The 16,687-nt window shown below is 72.3% G+C and carries 14 protein-coding genes; 9 read left to right on the forward strand and 5 right to left on the reverse strand.

The window, feature by feature from the left end:
* Nucleotides 1–73 precede the first annotated feature (73 nt).
* A complete protein-coding gene (locus ACPYO6_RS13920) occupies nucleotides 74–1,153 on the reverse strand; it encodes a hypothetical protein (RefSeq protein WP_425715357.1) in 1,080 nt (359 codons plus the stop codon).
* A gap of 187 nt (nucleotides 1,154–1,340) precedes the next feature.
* Here ACPYO6_RS13920 and clpB point away from each other — a divergent pair, with 187 nt between their 5' ends.
* Nucleotides 1,341–3,962, forward strand: a complete 2,622-nt coding sequence (clpB, locus tag ACPYO6_RS13925) for an ATP-dependent chaperone ClpB (RefSeq protein ID WP_425715359.1) — start codon at nucleotides 1,341–1,343, stop codon at nucleotides 3,960–3,962.
* Nucleotides 3,963–4,191: 229 nt separating this feature from the next.
* Here clpB and ACPYO6_RS13930 read toward each other — a convergent pair whose 3' ends face one another.
* Both ACPYO6_RS13930 and ACPYO6_RS13935 read right to left on the reverse strand, forming a co-directional pair.
* Nucleotides 4,192–6,183, reverse strand: a complete 1,992-nt coding sequence (locus ACPYO6_RS13930) for a VWA domain-containing protein (RefSeq protein WP_425715360.1) — start codon at nucleotides 6,181–6,183, stop codon at nucleotides 4,192–4,194.
* Between the two features lie 13 nt (nucleotides 6,184–6,196).
* Complete coding sequence (locus tag ACPYO6_RS13935) at nucleotides 6,197–7,714, reverse strand: sigma 54-interacting transcriptional regulator (RefSeq protein WP_425715362.1); 1,518 nt, start codon at nucleotides 7,712–7,714, stop codon at nucleotides 6,197–6,199.
* A gap of 34 nt (nucleotides 7,715–7,748) precedes the next feature.
* On the opposite strand from ACPYO6_RS13935, the gene ACPYO6_RS13940 reads away from it, so the two are divergent.
* The 3 genes from ACPYO6_RS13940 to ACPYO6_RS13950 all read left to right on the forward strand — a co-directional run bounded on the left by ACPYO6_RS13940 (nucleotide 7,749) and on the right by ACPYO6_RS13950 (nucleotide 10,319).
* A complete protein-coding gene (locus ACPYO6_RS13940) occupies nucleotides 7,749–8,408 on the forward strand; it encodes a histidine phosphatase family protein (protein WP_425715364.1) in 660 nt (219 codons plus the stop codon).
* 154 nt (nucleotides 8,409–8,562) lie between these two features.
* Nucleotides 8,563–9,288 carry an SCO1664 family protein gene (locus tag ACPYO6_RS13945; RefSeq protein WP_425715365.1) on the forward strand — a complete coding sequence of 242 codons (726 nt, stop codon included), beginning with the start codon at nucleotides 8,563–8,565 and terminating at the stop codon, nucleotides 9,286–9,288.
* 212 nt (nucleotides 9,289–9,500) lie between these two features.
* Entirely contained in the window at nucleotides 9,501–10,319 is an 819-nt protein-coding gene (locus ACPYO6_RS13950) for a serine hydrolase domain-containing protein (protein ID WP_425715366.1), read from the forward strand.
* A gap of 37 nt (nucleotides 10,320–10,356) precedes the next feature.
* On the opposite strand, the gene ACPYO6_RS13955 is transcribed toward ACPYO6_RS13950, so the two are convergent.
* Together ACPYO6_RS13955 and ACPYO6_RS13960 are read right to left on the reverse strand one after the other, a co-directional pair.
* The gene (locus ACPYO6_RS13955) at nucleotides 10,357–11,022 is read right to left on the reverse strand and encodes a hypothetical protein (protein ID WP_425715367.1); all 666 of its coding nucleotides are present in this window, start codon (nucleotides 11,020–11,022) and stop codon (nucleotides 10,357–10,359) included.
* An 88-nt stretch (nucleotides 11,023–11,110) separates the two neighbouring features.
* Nucleotides 11,111–11,902, reverse strand: a complete 792-nt coding sequence (locus tag ACPYO6_RS13960) for an exodeoxyribonuclease III (RefSeq protein ID WP_425715368.1) — start codon at nucleotides 11,900–11,902, stop codon at nucleotides 11,111–11,113.
* Between the two features lie 258 nt (nucleotides 11,903–12,160).
* Between ACPYO6_RS13960 and exaC the strand changes: the two genes are divergently transcribed.
* From exaC to fbaA, 5 genes are all read left to right on the forward strand, one after another.
* On the forward strand, nucleotides 12,161–13,684 hold the full coding sequence (exaC, locus tag ACPYO6_RS13965) for an acetaldehyde dehydrogenase ExaC (protein WP_425715415.1): 1,524 nt from the start codon (nucleotides 12,161–12,163) through the stop codon (nucleotides 13,682–13,684).
* A gap of 58 nt (nucleotides 13,685–13,742) precedes the next feature.
* The gene (locus ACPYO6_RS13970; RefSeq protein WP_425715369.1) at nucleotides 13,743–14,189 is read left to right on the forward strand and encodes a DUF779 domain-containing protein; all 447 of its coding nucleotides are present in this window, start codon (nucleotides 13,743–13,745) and stop codon (nucleotides 14,187–14,189) included.
* A 104-nt stretch (nucleotides 14,190–14,293) separates the two neighbouring features.
* Nucleotides 14,294–14,881 carry an orotate phosphoribosyltransferase gene (gene pyrE / locus ACPYO6_RS13975; protein WP_425715370.1) on the forward strand — a complete coding sequence of 196 codons (588 nt, stop codon included), beginning with the start codon at nucleotides 14,294–14,296 and terminating at the stop codon, nucleotides 14,879–14,881.
* Nucleotides 14,874–15,518: a TrmH family RNA methyltransferase gene (locus ACPYO6_RS13980; protein ID WP_425715371.1), complete on the forward strand. Its 645-nt coding sequence runs from the start codon at nucleotides 14,874–14,876 to the stop codon at nucleotides 15,516–15,518. Before pyrE ends, ACPYO6_RS13980 begins: the two co-directional genes overlap by 8 nt.
* A gap of 139 nt (nucleotides 15,519–15,657) precedes the next feature.
* A complete protein-coding gene (gene fbaA, locus ACPYO6_RS13985) occupies nucleotides 15,658–16,680 on the forward strand; it encodes a class II fructose-bisphosphate aldolase (RefSeq protein WP_425715373.1) in 1,023 nt (340 codons plus the stop codon).
* Nucleotides 16,681–16,687: the final 7 nt, after the last annotated feature.

Consider the following 16,687-nt stretch of genomic DNA (forward strand, 5'->3'; position numbering starts at 1 on the left):
CCCTTGCCGACGCCGGTGGTGACCGGACTCGGACCGGACGGGGCGACCCCTGGGCGCGACGGCGCGCTCTCGGTCAGCGACCGGGGACGACCACCCCGTAGGTCTGCGAGAGGACGTGGAGGAGCACGTCGAGGTTGGCGATCTCGGCGGGGTTGATGATCACCTGGGTGGCGCCCTCCCGGTCGCGCACGTGCAGCGAGAGGTTGTCCTTCTCCTTGACGAGGTTGATCGCGGCCAGCGACCCGGCGTCGAGCTTCTTCTTCCTGAACGTCACCGTGCGGCCCGCGAGCGTGACCGCACGGAAGTCGACGGGCTCGCCGGTCTCGGCGCTGCGCTCGACCCGCGCGCGGGTGAGGGTGTTGATGCGGGCGCGCATCGTCGCGAAGAACTCCTCGTCGTCGATCGAGAGCTGGCGCTTGGACCCCGTCCAGCCGAGCTCCATGAACGACGACGACTGGAGGTCGACGAAGTACTGCATGTCCTCCCATGCCACGTCGTGCGACCGGCTCTGCGTGACGATGCGGACGTGCGAGTCGTAGGCCCACACGAGCGTGCTGCCCTTTGGCCGGGCCATCCACAGGATGACGAGGCCGCTGACGGCGCCCGCCGCCATGATCGCGAGCCCGATCGGATTGAGGTCCGAGACCCCGCGCAGCCAGACCCCCACGCCGAGGCCGCCGGCGCCCACCGCGGCCGCCCCGAGGAAGCCCATGCCGGCGCCGATGCTGGTGGTGGTGGAGTACGAGGTCACCGGGGCCTGCTGGCCGTCGAGGGTGCGGGCGAGCGCGGTGTCGCGGCGCCATCGGATGACGACCAGCACGATGAAGATGACGGCGATGACCGCGACCGCGATCCCCGCCCACACCCATGCCTCGTGGCCGCGGGCGGCCGCCTCGAGCCGCTCCTCGTACGTGTAGGTGGAGGTGCCGCCGCCGGCACGCCTCCGGCGCCGGCCCGACGACATGGTGCACATGTCGCCCGGTGCCATCGTGTCGTCACCGCACATGGCGATCGCCTCGGCCCCGAGGTGGCGGGAGGCGAGGTACAGGCCGGCCGCGACGAAGAGGCCGAGGAAGACGGTGATGCCGACGGGGAACCGGCGGAAGGCGGCCATCGCGTCGGTGGTCGGGCGCGGGGTCGAGGGTGTGGTCACGGCGGATGATGGTAGTGCCTGCCTGGAGCGCGTCGGCCAGCCGCGTCCTGTGCCGAGAGTGCGGTTGAGCGGCGCCTTCCTCGCGCCACTCCACCACCACCCCTGGCGCCCCAACCTTGAGCGGAATAGACTCAACTTTGCGTGCGTTCCATCATCAGCGACCGCACACACCGCATCGAGGAGACCGATGGACACGAAGCTCACCACCCGCTCGCAGGAGGCCGTCGCCTCCGCTCTCCAGCTCGCCACCACCGGCGGCAACCCGCAGATCGAGCCCAGCCACCTGCTCAAGGCGCTCCTCGAGCAGGGCGAGGGCATCGCGCTCGCCCTGCTCGACGCCGTCGGCGCCGACCGCGCGGACCTCACCCGCCGCACCGACGCGGCGCTCGCCGCCCTGCCCGGGGCCTCCGGGGGATCCGTCGCGCAGCCGCAGACCTCGCGCGCCTTCCTCACCGTCATCAGCGGCGCCACCGACGAGGCCCGCGCGCTCGGGGACGAGTACGTCTCCACCGAGCACCTCCTCCTCGGCCTGGCCGCCGCGCCCGGCACGGACCAGGTCCTCGGCCACGCCGGCGCCACCGCGGACGCCCTGCGCGCCGCTGTCCCGTCCGTCCGCGGCAACCGCCCCGTCACGAGCCCCGACCCCGAGAACACGTTCGAGGCGCTCGAGAAGTACGGCCAGGACCTCACGGCCGCCGCGCGCGAGGGCAAGCTCGACCCGGTCGTCGGCCGTGACGCCGAGATCCGCCGCGTCGTCCAGGTCCTCTCCCGGCGGACCAAGAACAACCCCGTCCTCATCGGCGAGCCCGGCGTCGGCAAGACCGCCGTCGTCGAGGGCCTCGCCCAGCGCATCGTCGACGGCGACGTCCCCGAGTCCCTGCGCGGCAAGACCCTCGTCGCGCTCGACATGGCGGGCATGGTCGCGGGCGCGAAGTACCGCGGCGAGTTCGAGGAGCGCCTCAAGGCGGTCCTCCAGGAGATCGCGGACTCCGACGGCCAGGTCGTCACGTTCATCGACGAGCTGCACACCGTGGTCGGCGCGGGCGCCGGCGGCGACTCCTCCATGGATGCCGCCAACATGCTCAAGCCGATGCTCGCGCGCGGCGAGCTCCGCCTCGTCGGCGCCACCACGCTCGACGAGTACCGCGAGCACATCGAGAAGGACCCCGCGCTGGAGCGGCGCTTCCAGCAGGTCCTCGTCGGCGAGCCGTCGGTCGAGGACACGGTGACGATCCTGCGCGGTATCGCCCCGAAGTACGAGGCGCACCACCAGGTGACGATCTCCGACGGCGCCCTCGTCGCCGCTGCCACCCTCTCCGACCGCTACATCACCGGCCGCCGTCTCCCGGACAAGGCCATCGACCTCGTGGACGAGGCCGCGTCGCGCCTGCGCATGGAGCTCGACTCCTCCCCGGAGGAGGTCGACGTCCTGCGCCGCCAGGTGGACCGGCTCGGCATGGAGGAGGCGTACCTCGCGGAGAACATCGACGACGACGACGCCGCCACGGCCGAGCGGCTGGACGCCCTGCGGGCCGAGCTCGCGGACCGGCGCGAGGAGCTCAACGGTCTCACCGCGCGCTGGGAGTCGGAGAAGGCCGGCCACAACCGGGTCGGTGACCTGCGTGCCCGCCTCGACGAGCTCACGACCAAGGCCGAGCTCGCTGAGCGTGAGTCCCGCTACGAGGACGCCGGCCGACTGCGCTACGGCGAGATCCCGCAGCTGCAGTCCGAGCTCGACGCGGCCGTGGCGAGCGAGGAGGCCGAGTCCGCCGACACTTCGTCGTCGGACCCGATGATCGCCGACAAGGTCTCCGCCGAGGAGATCGCCGAGGTCGTGGGCGCGTGGACCGGCATCCCGGTCGGTCGCCTGCTCCAGGGCGAGTCCGAGAAGCTCCTGACGATGGAGGACGAGATCGGGCGGCGACTCATCGGGCAGACCGCGGCCGTGCGCGCCGTGTCGGACGCGGTGCGACGCTCGCGCGCCGGCATCGCCGACCCCGACCGGCCGACAGGCTCCTTCCTGTTCCTCGGCCCCACCGGCGTGGGCAAGACCGAGCTCGCGAAGTCGCTGGCGGACTTCCTCTTCGACGACGAGCGGGCGATGGTCCGCATCGACATGTCCGAGTACTCCGAGAAGCACGCGGTGTCCCGCCTGGTCGGGGCCCCGCCCGGGTACGTCGGGTACGAGGAGGGCGGGCAGCTGACCGAGGCCGTTCGTCGTCGGCCGTACACGGTGGTCCTGCTCGACGAGGTGGAGAAGGCCCATCCCGAGGTCTTCGACATCCTGCTGCAGGTGCTCGACGACGGCCGGCTCACCGACGGCCAGGGCCGAACGGTCGACTTCCGCAACGTCATCCTCGTGCTGACGTCGAACCTCGGGTCGCAGTTCCTCGTCGACCAGACGGTGGCCGAGGAGGCGCGGCGCGAGAAGGTGATGGAGGTCGTGCGCGCGTCGTTCAAGCCCGAGTTCCTCAACCGGCTCGACGACGTCGTCATGTTCGACGCGCTCGGCCTCGACGAGCTGGGTCGGATCGTCGACCTGCAGATCGAGCGGTTCGCCGAGCGGCTCGCGCCGCGGCGGATCACGCTCGAGGTCACCGGTGCCGCGCGGGAGTGGCTGGCGTTCGAGGGCTTCGACCCGGCGTACGGGGCGCGGCCGCTGCGCCGCCTGGTCCAGCGGGAGATCGGCGACCGCCTGGCCCGGCTGCTGCTCGGCGGCGACGCGGCGGACGGCGGGCACGTCGTCGTCGACCATCCGGTCGGCTCCGAGACCCTCGACGTCACGACGACGGAGGCGCCCTCCGCCTGACCCGCCCTCTCGTCGAGATTGCGGTTGGTGCCCGCCGAGATTGCGGTTGGGAGCAGGCGTCCGTTCCGAGAGTGCGGGTGAGGGGTGTAGCCCCGTGTCGAGAGTGCGGGTGAGAGGCCCGCAGCCGGGTGCCCCGGCCCCTCCCACCCGCACTTTCGACCGGGGGCGGGGCCGACGAACCGCAATCTCGACGACGACGAACCGCAATCTCGACGGCGGGTTGGCGGGCTCAGAGGTCCCAGAGTGAGCGGGCGTGCATGTACTCGCCCACGACGGCGGCCCCGAGGTCGTCGAGGTCCGGCGCCACCACGCGGCCGCGGGCCCGGCGGGCCATCGCGTCGAGGAACCGGGCCAGCCCGGGGTCGTCACCGAGCCGGAAGAACGTGGTTTCGGCGCCGAGTCGCACCACGCGGTCGAGCTCGGCGACGGTGAGCTGCAGCGTCCGCGGCATCGGCGGGTAGTCGAACCACGACTCGCCGCCGGGCTCGAGGTGGGCGGTGGGCTCGCCGTCGGTGACCACGAGCAGCACGGGCTGCATCGTCGGGTGCTGCCGGAAGAACCGGGTCGCGAGCATGAGCCCGTGGTGCAGGTTCGTGCCCTGCTCGCGGAACGGCGGCAGGGCGGTGAGCTCGGCGAGGTCGACCCGCTGGGCGTACCGGCCGAACTGGACGAGCTCGAGCCGGTCGCCGCGGAAGCGCGTGGACAACAGCTGGTGCAGGGCGAGCGCGGTGCGCTTCATCGGCAGCCACCGTCCCTCGGCGGCCATGGAGAACGACGTGTCGACGAGCAGCGCCACCGCCGCCTGCGTCCGCGCCTCCGTCTCGGCGATCTCGACGTCCGCCACGTCCAGCCGCAGCCCCCGGCTCGGGTCGCCGCCCTCGCGTGCGGTACGCAGGGTCGCGTTCGTCAGCGACCGGGTGACGTCCCACGGTTCGGTGTCGCCGAATGCCCAGGCCCGGCTCGAGCCTGTCTGCTCGCCGGCCGCCCCCGCCTGCCGGGTGTCCCGCGATCCGCTGCGACCCGACAGCCGGCCCGCGGCGTCCTGGAGCAACGACCGGCCGAGCCGGCGCATGCCACGAGGGGACAGCCGCAGGTCGCCGTCGGAGCCGCGGTGGAGGTAGTCGGACTCCCGCAGCGCGCGCTCGAGCTCGGCGAGGGTCCGCGCGGACACGGCGGCGTCGTCGCCGAGGTGGCGGCCGAGCGCCTCGAGGTCGAGATCGGAGAGCGGGGGGCCCGACGACGCCTGCTCGATCTGTTCGGCGAGGCGATCGAGGTCTGCGAGCTCCTGGAGCGCGCCGGTGCCGTCGCCGAGTCCCAGACCCTGATCGCCGTCGAACTGCTCGGAGCCCGTCCAGTCCTCGCCTGGACGTAGGGCGCGCAGGCCGGCGTCGACGCGGGCGAGCTGCTCCATCAGCTGAGGCGAGCCGAACGCCTGCTGGGAGAGCTGCATGAGCTCGTTGCGCTGCTCCGGCGTCATCGAGTTGAGCATCCGGCGCGCCGCGGCCGAGCGCTTCGCGAGCGTGTCGATGAGCTCGTCGACGTCTCGCGGGTTCTCCGGGAACTGGTCGCCGTGCTTCGACATGAACTGATCGAAGTCCGCCTCCGTGTCCTCGCCGCGCGCGTGCTTCTCGAGCAGGTCGCCGAGGTCGGAGAGCATCTCGCTGATCGCGGCCCGGTCCTCCTCGGTGGCGCCCTCGAGCGCCTGCTTCATCCCGGCGAACCGCTGCTCGAGCACCTCGCGGCCGAGCAGGTCCTTGATCTGCTCGTACGCCTGCCGCGCCTCGGCCGACGCCCAGTCGTAGGTGGCGAGCTCGCTGACCGCGGCGGCCGTCGACTCCGGGAGGTTGTCGAGGACCATCTCGCGGAACGTGCGGTCGGTGTCGTCCATCTCGATGTCCCGCGCGAGCTGGCCGCGCTCGGCGAGCACGGCGGAGTCGAGGAGCTGCTTCACCTCCTGCAGCGTGCCGTCGAGCCGGTGCCGGCCGAGCAGGTCTCGACGCCGCTGCTGGACCCGCCCGGCGAGGTCGTCGAGACCGCGCGTGCCCCTGGTCCCGCGGCGCAGGAGCTCGCGCAGGGCCTGGTCGGGGCTGTAGCCGGACATGACGTCGTCGGCGATCTCGTCGAGCGCCGCCCCGAGGTCGATCGGAGGAGCGAGCGGGTCGGGCCCACCGGCGTAGCGGCCGTACCGCGCGGGGCGCGGCGAGCGGGGCTGCGGGGTCATGGTCTCGCTCCGGTCATCCGTAGACGGTCTCGCCGTCGCCGGTCTCCTTCGAGATCCGGCGGGCGAGGAAGAGGCCCTCGAGCGCGAGCTCGACGGCCGAGGCTCGCGAACCGTCGTCCGTGGCGCCGAGCCGGGCGGCCACCTGGTCGTAGACGTCGCCGGCAGTTTCGTCGTCACCGGTGGTCCGGTCCCCTGACGATCCGTCGCCCGCCGACTCGCCACCGTCGCTCGACCGCCCGTCGTCCCCGGCGGACTCGTCGTCGCCTGCCTGCCCCCCGTCCGCACGACCCGGAATCTCCGGCAGCGAGGCGAGGAACTCGGCGGCGGTCACCTGCTCGCCGGTGGTGACGACCTCGTCGGCGGCCTCGATCGCCGCGACCAGCGGCCCCAGGTCGATGCCCGCGAGGTGGGCGCGCACCGTCTCCGCGGTGGCCGTGCGCAGGACGTGCTCGAGGAGCTCGTCCTCGCGGCCCTCCTCGCCGACCTCGAACTCGACCTTGCCGCCGAGCACGTCGACGGCGGTGCGGACGTCGACGACGCGCGCGACCGCCCGGTCCTCCCCGCGCACGGTGGCGCGGTGCAGGGCGGCGGCCGCCACGGTCTCGGCGCCGGCGATCGCGAAACGCGCCGAGACGCCGGAGGACTGGTCGACGGCGGAGGACTCGCGCAGGTTTCGCGCGAACCGGGAGAGGATCTCGAGGACGGCCGGCGGCACGTCGGCGCCGAGGTGCGCCTCCTGGGTGATGATGGCGATCTCGTCGTCGAGCTCGATCGGGTAGTGCGTGCGGATCTCGGCGCCGAAGCGGTCCTTGAGGGGGGTGATGATCCGGCCGCGGTTCGTGTAGTCCTCGGGGTTCGCCGTCGCGACGACGAGGACGTCCAGCGGGAGCCGCAGCACGTAGCCGCGGATCTGGACGTCGCGCTCCTCCATCACGTTGAGCAGCGACACCTGGATGCGTTCGGCCAGGTCGGGGAGCTCGTTGATGGCGACGATGCCGCGGTGCGAGCGCGGGACCAGCCCGTAGTGGATGGTCTCCGGGTCGCCGAGCCGCCGGCCCTCGGCCACCCGCATCGGGTCGACGTCGCCGATGAGGTCCGCCACCGAGGTGTCCGGGGTCGCGAGCTTCTCGACGTAGCGCTCGTCGCGGTGCCGCCAGACGATCGGCAGGTCGTCGCCCAGCTCCGCGGCCCGCGCGCGCGAGGCGTCGGTGATCGGGTCGAACGGGTGCTCGCCCAGCTCGGAGCCCTCGATGACGGGGGCCCACTCGTCGAGGAGAGCGGCGAGGGTGCGCAGCAGGCGGGTCTTGCCCTGGCCGCGCTCGCCGAGCAGCGCGATGTCGTGCCCCGCGAGGAGTGCGCGCTCCACCTGCGGCAGCACGGTCCGGGAGAACCCGTGCAGGCCGGGCCAGGGGTTCTCCCCGGCGGAGAGCGCGGCGAGCAGGTTCTCGCGGATCTCGGTGCGCAGTGTGCGGAAGGTGTGGCCGGAGGAGCGGAGCTCCCCCACGGTGCTGATGTCTGGGCGATCGCTCACGTCCCCAACGTACGTCGCGCCTACGCTGGCGTCGATGACCGAGGAGAAGGCGCCCCCGCCCACGCTGGTCCTGCTGGTACGACACGGCACGACGCCGACGACCGGACGCGTGATGCCCGGCCGCGCGCCCGGACTGAACCTGTCCGATCGGGGTCGTGACCAGGCTGAACGCGTCGGTGAGCGGGTGGCAGCGGCGTCGCCGTCGGCGATCTACTCCTCCCCTCTCGAGCGCGCGCGGCAGACCGCCGAGCCCCTGGCCCGCCGCACGGGGCTGGCGGTCGTCGAGGAGCCCGGGCTGCTCGAGTCCGACGTCGGCGACTGGACCGGTGAGCCGCTCGCGGACCTCGCGCGGCTGCCCGCGTGGCGCACCGTGCAGGAGAGGCCCGCCGAGTTTCGCTTCCCAGGTGGCGAGAGCCTGCTCGAGATGCAGGAGCGGATGGCGGCCACCCTCGAGTCGGTCCGCGCGGAGCACGCGGGGTCGACCGTCGCGTGCTTCTCGCACGCCGACCCGATCAAGGCGGCCCTGTCCTACGCGTTCGATCTCTCCCTCGACCGGTTCCAGCGACTCACCGTCTCCCCGTGTTCCGTCTCCGCGATCGCGTACCCCGCCGCGGGCGACGGGGTCCACGGCGATCCCGTGGTCCTCACCGTCAACTCCACGCTCGAGTCGCTCGGCGACCTGCGGATCTCCTGAGGGCGGCCCGGTGGAGGCGGAGCGCGCGACGGGGGAGTGTCCGACGACCGACGAGGCCGCGCAGTCGGGCTCGCCCCGAGCCGTTGACCTGACGGCGGCGGGGGAGCCCGCGTCGGGAGCCGCCGATCCGTCGGGATCGCCGGACCGGTCCGCGGTGACCGGCCCGGCCGGATCCGCCGAACCGATCTCCGCGACCGACCTCCTCCTGGACGGCGAGATCTCCCTGCTCGGACAGCTCGCGGACTCGAGCAACGAGACGTTCCTCGTCGAGGTCGCCGGCGCAGGTGACCCGGTCTGGGCCATCTACAAGCCGGAGCTCGGCGAGGCGCCGCTGCGGGACTTCCCCCCGGGCCTCTACCGGCGCGAGCGCGCGGCCTACCTGCTGAGCGAGGCGCTGGGCTGGCACCTCGTGCCACGGACCGTGATCCGCGAGGACGCCCCGTTCGGCGTCGGCTCGCTCCAGCGGTTCGTCGAGCACGACCGGTCCGCCCACTACTTCACGCTCGTCGACGACGACCCCGCGACCCACGACGACCTGCGGCGGATCGCCGTGTTCGACGCGCTGACCAACAACACCGACCGGAAGTCCGGCCACGTGCTCCACGGCGTCGACGGGCGCGTGTGGGGCATCGACCACGGCCTGTGCTTCTCGGCGACACCCAAGCTGCGGACCGTGATCTGGGACTTCGCGGGCGAACGTATCGACGCCGACCTGCTGGCCGCGGTCGCCCCGGTCGTCAGCGAGGTCGACGAGGAGATCGCCGCGCTCCTCGACAACGACGAGGTTGTGGCTCTGCGTCGTCGTGCGCTGCGGCTGGTGACCGAGGGACGCCTACCCGTCGACCTCACCGGGATGGCCTTCCCCTGGCCGCTCGTGTAGCCCAGGGGCGCGGGGGTGAGGCACCCGCCACCGGGTCGAGAGTGCGAGTGAGCCGGCGCGCCCGATGGCCATCGCCGCCTCCCCACCGCACTCTCGACGGGAAGCAGTCCGACAAACCGCAATCTCGATGAGGGGTCTCCCAACCGCACCGTCGGCATACGGGGGAAGGGTGACGCGTCGCCCGGGCGTGGCCGATGCGTCATCCTGGGTGCGTGGCTACCTACGCGGCACTGGACCGGTTCGACTTCGACGTGGCGCTGCTCGTCGCCACGCACGACGACGGCGTCGTCTCCTCCGACGGCGACGTCGCGAAGGTCTTCCCCTGGAAGTCCGTGACGAAGCTGCTCACCGCGACCGCGACACTGATCGCCGTCGAGGCCGGGCACCTCACGCTCGACGAGCCCGCCGGCCCCGAGGGCTCGACCGTCCGCCACCTCCTCGCCCACGCCTCCGGCCTGCCGATGGACGCCGGCGGCCCGACGCAGCCCCCGGAGAAGCGGCGCGTCTACTCCAACCTCGGATTCGAGACGCTCGGCGAGCTCGTCGGGAGCCGCGTGGGCATGCCGATCAACGACTGGGTCCGCGCCCAGGTGGTCGAGCCGCTCGGGCTGACGTCCGTGGTGACCGAGGGCAGCTGCGCGCACGGCTACTCGGGCTCGACCGCCGACCTCATGACCTACGGGTTCGAGCTGCTCGACCCGGCGCTGATCTCGGCCGACCTCCACGCCGACGCCACGGCCACCGTGTTCCCGGGGCTGTCCGGCGTGCTGCCCGGATTCGGCCGGCAGACCCACAACGACTGGGGCCTCGGCTTCGAGATCCGCGCCGACAAGGACCCGCACTGGACCGGACCTGGCGTTTCCTCGACGACGTTCGGCCACTTCGGGCAGTCCGGATCGTTCCTGTGGGTCGACCCGACACGGCGCGCCGCGGCGGCGTTCCTCGGGGACAAGGGCTTCGACACCGAGGTCCACGGCGCTATCTGGCCCGAGCTCAACGAGCAGGTCGTCGCCGCGCTCGACGCGCGCTGAGTCGCTCGCCGCGCGGTAGGACGCGGGGTAGCCGGCGTCAGAGGTCCCGCGGCACCACGACGAGCCAGGCGAGCGTCGCCAGCTGACCGATCACCGCCAGCGCGACGAGGTGGCCGAAGATGATGGAGACCGGGCTGACGAGGGCGATCACGGCCGCGGCACCACCGAGCCCTGCTCGCACACCGTCGATGAGGTTCTCGTCCCGGAGACGCCAGGCGGCCACGGCCGTGACGACCCCCAGCCCGACCGCCGTCGGGTACAGCCACAGGCCGAGCGCCAGGAGGACGAGTACCGAGGGTGCGAGGGCATCCTGCGCCGCGTCGATGTGCGCCGTGCGGTCCACCAGGTGAGCGACCCAGGACACCACGGCGGCCACCGCGGCCGCGCCGCCGGCGAGCAGTCCGCCGACGGCTGCCAGGTCGGGCAGGGAGTCGTGCTCCCCGAACGCCCGTAGGAGGCCGCGCATGCGCAGACCGACCATCGGGAGGAGGAGCCCGAGCGGCAGCAGGAAGGCCGCGGCCTGCCACCGCGGCTCGACGTGCTGGAACTGCTCCAGCACGTCGTCGACCGGCTGCCAGAGGATGTCGAAGGGGCCGAAGATCTGACTGAGGAGGGTGAGCCCTGCGACGACGCAGAACAGCGCGGCCGGGACCGCCCAGGCGGCCGGCGAGGCGCCGGTGTGCTTGCGCTCGACGCGACCCACGCGGGACTCCGTTCATGCAGGCGACAGGTTCGGCCCCACCATAGGCAGCGGCCGTGCCGACGGCGCCGGAGCAGCCGCCCCTACGGCCTCACAACGACAGGTCGACGTCGACGATCACCGGTGCGTGGTCGGATGCCCCCTTGCCCTTGCGCTCCTCGCGGTCGACGTGCGCGTCGGTGACCATCGTCGACAGCTCGGGGGAGGCGTAGACGAAGTCGATGCGCATGCCCTCGCCCTTGGGGAACCTCAGCTGCTGGTAGTCCCAGTACGTGTAGACGCCGGGCGTGTGCGGGCGCGTGACCTCGGCGTAGCCGGCGTCCTCGAACGCCCCGAACGCCGCCCGCTCGGGTGCCGTCACGTGGGTCTTCCCCTCGAAGAACTCCATGCTCCACACGTCCTCGTCGAGCGGCGCCACGTTCCAGTCACCCATGAGGGCGATGCGCCTGTCGCCGTCGTCCTCGAGCCAACCCCGGGCGACGTCCTTGAGCGTGCCCAGCCACTCGAGCTTGTACGCGTAGTGCGGGTGGTCGATCTCCCGACCGTTCGGCACGTAGAGGCTCCACACCTTCACCCCGCCGCACAGCGCGCCGATCGCGCGGGCCTCGGCCACGGGCGGGTCGCCGAACTCGGGCATGCCGGGGAACCCCACGGCCACGTCGTTGAGCCCCACCCGCGACGCGATCGCCACGCCGTTCCACTGGTTGAGCCCGTGCAGCGCGACCTCGTAGCCGGCCTCCTCGAACGCCGCCATCGGGAACTGCTCGGGCTTGCACTTGAGCTCCTGCATGGCCAGGACGTCGACGTCCCACCGCTCGAGGAACGCGACGACGCGGTCGATGCGTGTCCGGATGGAGTTGACGTTCCAGGTGGCGATGCGCATGGCACCACGCTAGCCGCGCCCACCGACGCGCATCACCCCGCGCAGCACCCCTCACCCACCGACGCGCATCACCCCGCGCCGCAGCGCTCACCCCCCATCACAACTCCGACAACCCGGACAACCCCGACACCCGCCCACACCCACCTCGCACATCTGCGCGACCTGCCGACCCGACCTGCCACCGGCCGCCCGACCTCCCTATGCTCGAGGGACCCGCCACACCGACGTGGCACTGACGCCGAAGGAGTCGTGACCCGAATGACCGTCTACGCCAACCCGGGCACCGAGTCGAGCATCGTCAACTACCGCACGCGGTACGACCACTGGATCAACGGCGAGTACCGCGCCCCGGTCAACGGGCGCTACTTCGAGAACCCGAGCCCGCTGACGGGCAAGACCTTCACGGAGGTCGCCCGCGGCGACGCGGACGACATCGAGGCCGCCCTCGACGCCGCGCACGCCGCCGCCCCCGCCTGGGGCAAGACGTCGGCCACGGAGCGCGCGATCATCCTCAACAAGATCGCCGACCGCATCGAGGAGAACCTCGAGGAGATCGCCGTCGCGGAGACCTGGGAGAACGGCAAGCCCGTCCGCGAGACCCTCGTCGCCGACATCCCGCTCGCGATCGACCACTTCCGCTACTTCGCCGGGGCGATCCGCGCCCAGGAGGGCAGCATCACCGAGATCGACGGCGACACGATCGCGTACCACTTCAACGAGCCGCTCGGCGTCGTCGGGCAGATCATCCCCTGGAACTTCCCCATCCTCATGGCGGTGTGGAAGCTCGCCCCGGCGCTCGCTGCCGGCAACGCGATCGTGCTCAAGCCGGCCGAGCAGACGCCGACGTCGATCCTCTACCTGGTCGAGAAGATCGCCGACCTGCTGCCCCCGGGCGTCCTCAACGTCGTCAACGGGTTCGGCGCCGAGGCCGGCAAGCCGCTCGCCTCGAACCCCCGCATCCGCAAGATCGCCTTCACCGGCGAGACCACGACCGGCCGGCTGATCATGCAGTACGCCAGCCAGAACATCATCCCGGTCACCCTCGAGCTCGGCGGCAAGAGCCCGAACATCTTCTTCTCCGACATCGCCCAGGCGAAGGACGACTTCTACGACAAGGCGCTCGAGGGCTTCACGATGTTCGCCCTCAACCAGGGCGAGGTCTGCACGTGCCCGTCGCGCGCGCTCGTCTCGGGGGACATCTACGACTCGTTCATGGCCGACGCCATCGAGCGCACCCGCGCCGTCAAGGCCGGCAACCCGCTCGACACCGAGACGATGGTCGGCGCCCAGGCCAGCAACGACCAGCTCGAGAAGATCCTGTCCTACATCGACATCGGCAAGCAGGAGGGCGCCAAGGTCCTCCTCGGCGGCGAGCGGCTCGAGCACGACGGCGAGCTCGGCGGCGGCTACTACGTGGCACCGACGATCTTCGAGGGCCAGAACTCGATGCGGATCTTCCAGGAGGAGATCTTCGGCCCGGTCGTGTCCGTGGCCAGGTTCGACGGCTTCGACGACGCGATCTCGATCGCCAACGACACGCTCTACGGCCTCGGCGCCGGCGTCTGGTCCCGCGAGGCGACGACCTGCTACCGCGCCGGTCGCGCGATCCAGGCGGGCCGCGTGTGGACGAACACCTACCACCAGTACCCCGCGGGTGCGGCGTTCGGCGGCTACAAGGGCTCGGGCATCGGGCGCGAGAACCACCAGATGATGCTCAGCCACTACCAGCAGACCAAGAACCTCCTGGTCAGCTACGCACCGAAGCGGCTCGGCTTCTTCTGAGCCGCCCGACGGCGGGTGCCCGGCCCGGGCGGGCCGGGCACCCCGGGAAGGACCTGACATGACGACGACGGAGCGGGTCGCGCTCACCGACGACGCGGCGGCGCTGCTGCGGCGGCTGCGCGCCACGCACGGCGAGCTGATGTTCCACCAGTCCGGCGGCTGCTGCGACGGGTCGTCGCCCATGTGCTTCGCGCAGGGCGACTTCCTCACCGGCGACGCCGACGTCCACCTCGGCGACCTCACCGTGCCCGCGGAGGAGGGGGCCGGCGGCGGGTCGGGCGATGCGTTCACCGTGCCCGTGTGGATGAGCCGCAACCAGTTCGAGGTGTGGCGGCACACGCACCTGACGATCGACGTCGTGGCCGGCCGCGGGGCGGGCTTCTCCCTCGAGGCGCCCGACGGCGTGCGGTTCCTCATCCGCTCGCGCCTGTTCACGGACGCCGAGGCCGAGGCGCTCGGCGTCGACGACGCGTCGCGCGTGGGGGAAGCGGCGACCGCGGGCTGAGTCCCGGCGTCGGGGGCGGGCACTCGACCCGCCCCTGACGTCCGGCGCGCGTGCCGCCGCGGGGTGAGCATCGGCGTCGGGCGCGGGCCGGATACCCTCGGCGCGTGACCTCGACGCCCGCCCCCGCCGCGAACGACCCCCAGCGCGCCCGCCTTGCCTCCTACGTCGCCGACCTCGGTGTCGTGCGCGGGCGCGTCGTGCTGTCCTCGGGCAAGGAGTCCGACTACTACGTCGACATGCGCCGCGTGACGCTCCACCACGAGGCGGGGCCGCTGCTCGGGCACGTCCTGCTCGACCTGCTCGAGGAGGAGGGGCTCGGGGTCGGCGAGATCGACGCCGTCGGCGGCCTCACCCTCGGCGCCGACCCGGTGGCGCTCGCGATCATGCACGCGGCGGCGTCGCGGGGGCAGGCGCTCGACGCGTTCGTCGTGCGCAAGGAGGCCAAGGCGCACGGCATGCAGCGGCGGATCGAGGGGCCGGACATCACGGGGCGGCGGGTCGTCGTCGTCGAGGACACGTCCACCACGGGCGGGTCCGCGCTGACCGCCGCGCACGCGGTCCAGGAGGCGGGCGCCGAGATCGCGGCCGTCCTCGTGGTCCTCGACCGGGCGACCGGCGCGCGCGAGGCCGTCGAGGCGCAGGGCCACCGGTACCTCAACGCGCTCGAGCTCGCCGACGTCGGACTTGACTGACGACACCGGCGACGACGACGAGCGGATTGTCGGCGTCGGGCCGTGGGAGGGCGAGCCGCCGGACGACCCGCGCCTGGACCCGGAGCTGCTCGCGGCGGTGGACCGGCGCAACGTGGCCGACCACTACCGGTACTGGAGCGTCGAGGCGATCCGCGCCGACCTCGCCGCCCGCGCGCAACCGCTGCACCTCGCGCTGCTCAACACCGGCCGCGACCTCAACATCGGCTCGCTCGTGCGCACGGCGAACGCGTTCAACCTGGCGTCGGTGCAGATCGTCGGGCGGCGCCGGTGGAACCGCCGCGGCGCGATGGTCACCGACCGCTACCTCACCGTCGAGCACCGCCCCGACGTCGCCGCTCTGTTGACCTGGGCGCGCGACCGGGGGCTTGCGGTGCTCGGCCTCGACAACCTGCCCGGCGCGGTCCCGCTCGAGGGGCGGGCGCTGCCGCGGGAGGCGGTGCTCGTGCTCGGCGAGGAGTCCGCGGGCCTGCCCGACGAGCTGGTGGACGGCTGCGACCTGCTGCTCGAGATCAGCCAGCACGGCTCGACCCGGTCCCTCAACGTGGCCGCCGCCGGGGCGATCGCCATGCACGCGTGGATGTCCCAGCACGCGGCGCCGCCGTCGACGCCCCGGTGACCTGACGCCCCGCCGACCGACGACGAGGGGCCCGATGCTGTTCGTCCCGTCGTCGAGGACCGGAAGGCCCGGACGCGGCACCCCGATCGGTGGGATGATCGGGAGGACAGCACCACGTCCCAGCTCCAGGAGGTCCACGATGCCCATCGCCACCCCCGAGGTGTACGTCGACATGATCGACCGGGCCAAGGCGGGCAAGTTCGCCTACCCGGCCATCAACGTCACGTCCTCGCAGACCCTGACGGCTGCGCTGCGCGGGTTCGCCGAGGCCGAGTCCGACGGCATCATCCAGGTCTCCGTCGGTGGCGCCGAGTACGCGTCCGGCTCCACGGTCAAGGACCGCATCGCCGGCTCCCTCGCGCTGGCCGCGTACGCGAAGGAGGTCGCCAAGGGCTACCCGGTGACCGTCGCCCTGCACACCGACCACTGCGCCGAGTCCAACCTCGACTCCTGGGTCCGCCCGCTGCTCGAGATCGCCAAGGCCGAGGTCGACGCCGGCCGCCTGCCCGCGTTCCAGTCGCACATGTGGGACGGCTCGACGGTCGACCTCGAGACGAACCTGCGGATCGCCGAGGAGCTCCTCGAGAAGTCCGTCGCGGCCCGCACGCTGCTGGAGATCGAGATCGGCGTCGTCGGCGGCGAGGAGGACGGCCATGAGGCCGAGATCAACGAGAAGCTGTACACGACCGCGGAGGACGGCCTGGCCACGGCCCGCGCCCTCGGCACCGGCGAGAAGGGCCGCTACCTCACGGCCCTGACCTTCGGCAACGTGCACGGCGTGTACAAGCCCGGCGCCGTCAAGCTGCGCCCGGAGCTCCTCGGTGACATCCAGAAGGCCGTCGGCGCCGAGGTCGGCAAGGAGAACCCGTTCGACCTCGTGTTCCACGGCGGCTCCGGCTCCACCTCGGAGGAGGTCGCCACCGCGGTGCGCAACGGCGTCATCAAGATGAACATCGACACCGACACGCAGTACGCGTTCTCGCGCCCCGTCGTCGAGCACATGTTCCGCAACTACGACGGCATGCTGAAGATCGACGGCGAGGTCGGCAACAAGAAGCAGTACGACCCGCGCGCGTGGGGCAAGGCGGCCGAGGCCGGCATGGCCGCGCGCATCGTCGAGGCCTGCGAGTGGCTCGGCTCGGCGGGCAAGAAGATCTCCTGACCTGAGG

This window comes from Georgenia sp. Z1344, from assembly GCF_049856295.1.
Lineage (GTDB): Bacteria > Actinomycetota > Actinomycetes > Actinomycetales > Actinomycetaceae > JB111.

Coding starts and splice junctions, on each gene's coding strand:
- clpB (WP_425715359.1), top strand. CDS start 1,341: ATGGACACGAAGCTCACCACCCGCTCGCAGGAGGCCGTCGCCTCCGCT.
- ACPYO6_RS13930 (WP_425715360.1), bottom strand. CDS start 6,183: ATGACCCCGCAGCCCCGCTCGCCGCGCCCCGCGCGGTACGGCCGCTAC.
- ACPYO6_RS13940 (WP_425715364.1), top strand. CDS start 7,749: ATGACCGAGGAGAAGGCGCCCCCGCCCACGCTGGTCCTGCTGGTACGA.
- ACPYO6_RS13960 (WP_425715368.1), bottom strand. CDS start 11,902: ATGCGCATCGCCACCTGGAACGTCAACTCCATCCGGACACGCATCGAC.
- exaC (WP_425715415.1), top strand. CDS start 12,161: ATGACCGTCTACGCCAACCCGGGCACCGAGTCGAGCATCGTCAACTAC.
- ACPYO6_RS13970 (WP_425715369.1), top strand. CDS start 13,743: ATGACGACGACGGAGCGGGTCGCGCTCACCGACGACGCGGCGGCGCTG.
- fbaA (WP_425715373.1), top strand. CDS start 15,658: ATGCCCATCGCCACCCCCGAGGTGTACGTCGACATGATCGACCGGGCC.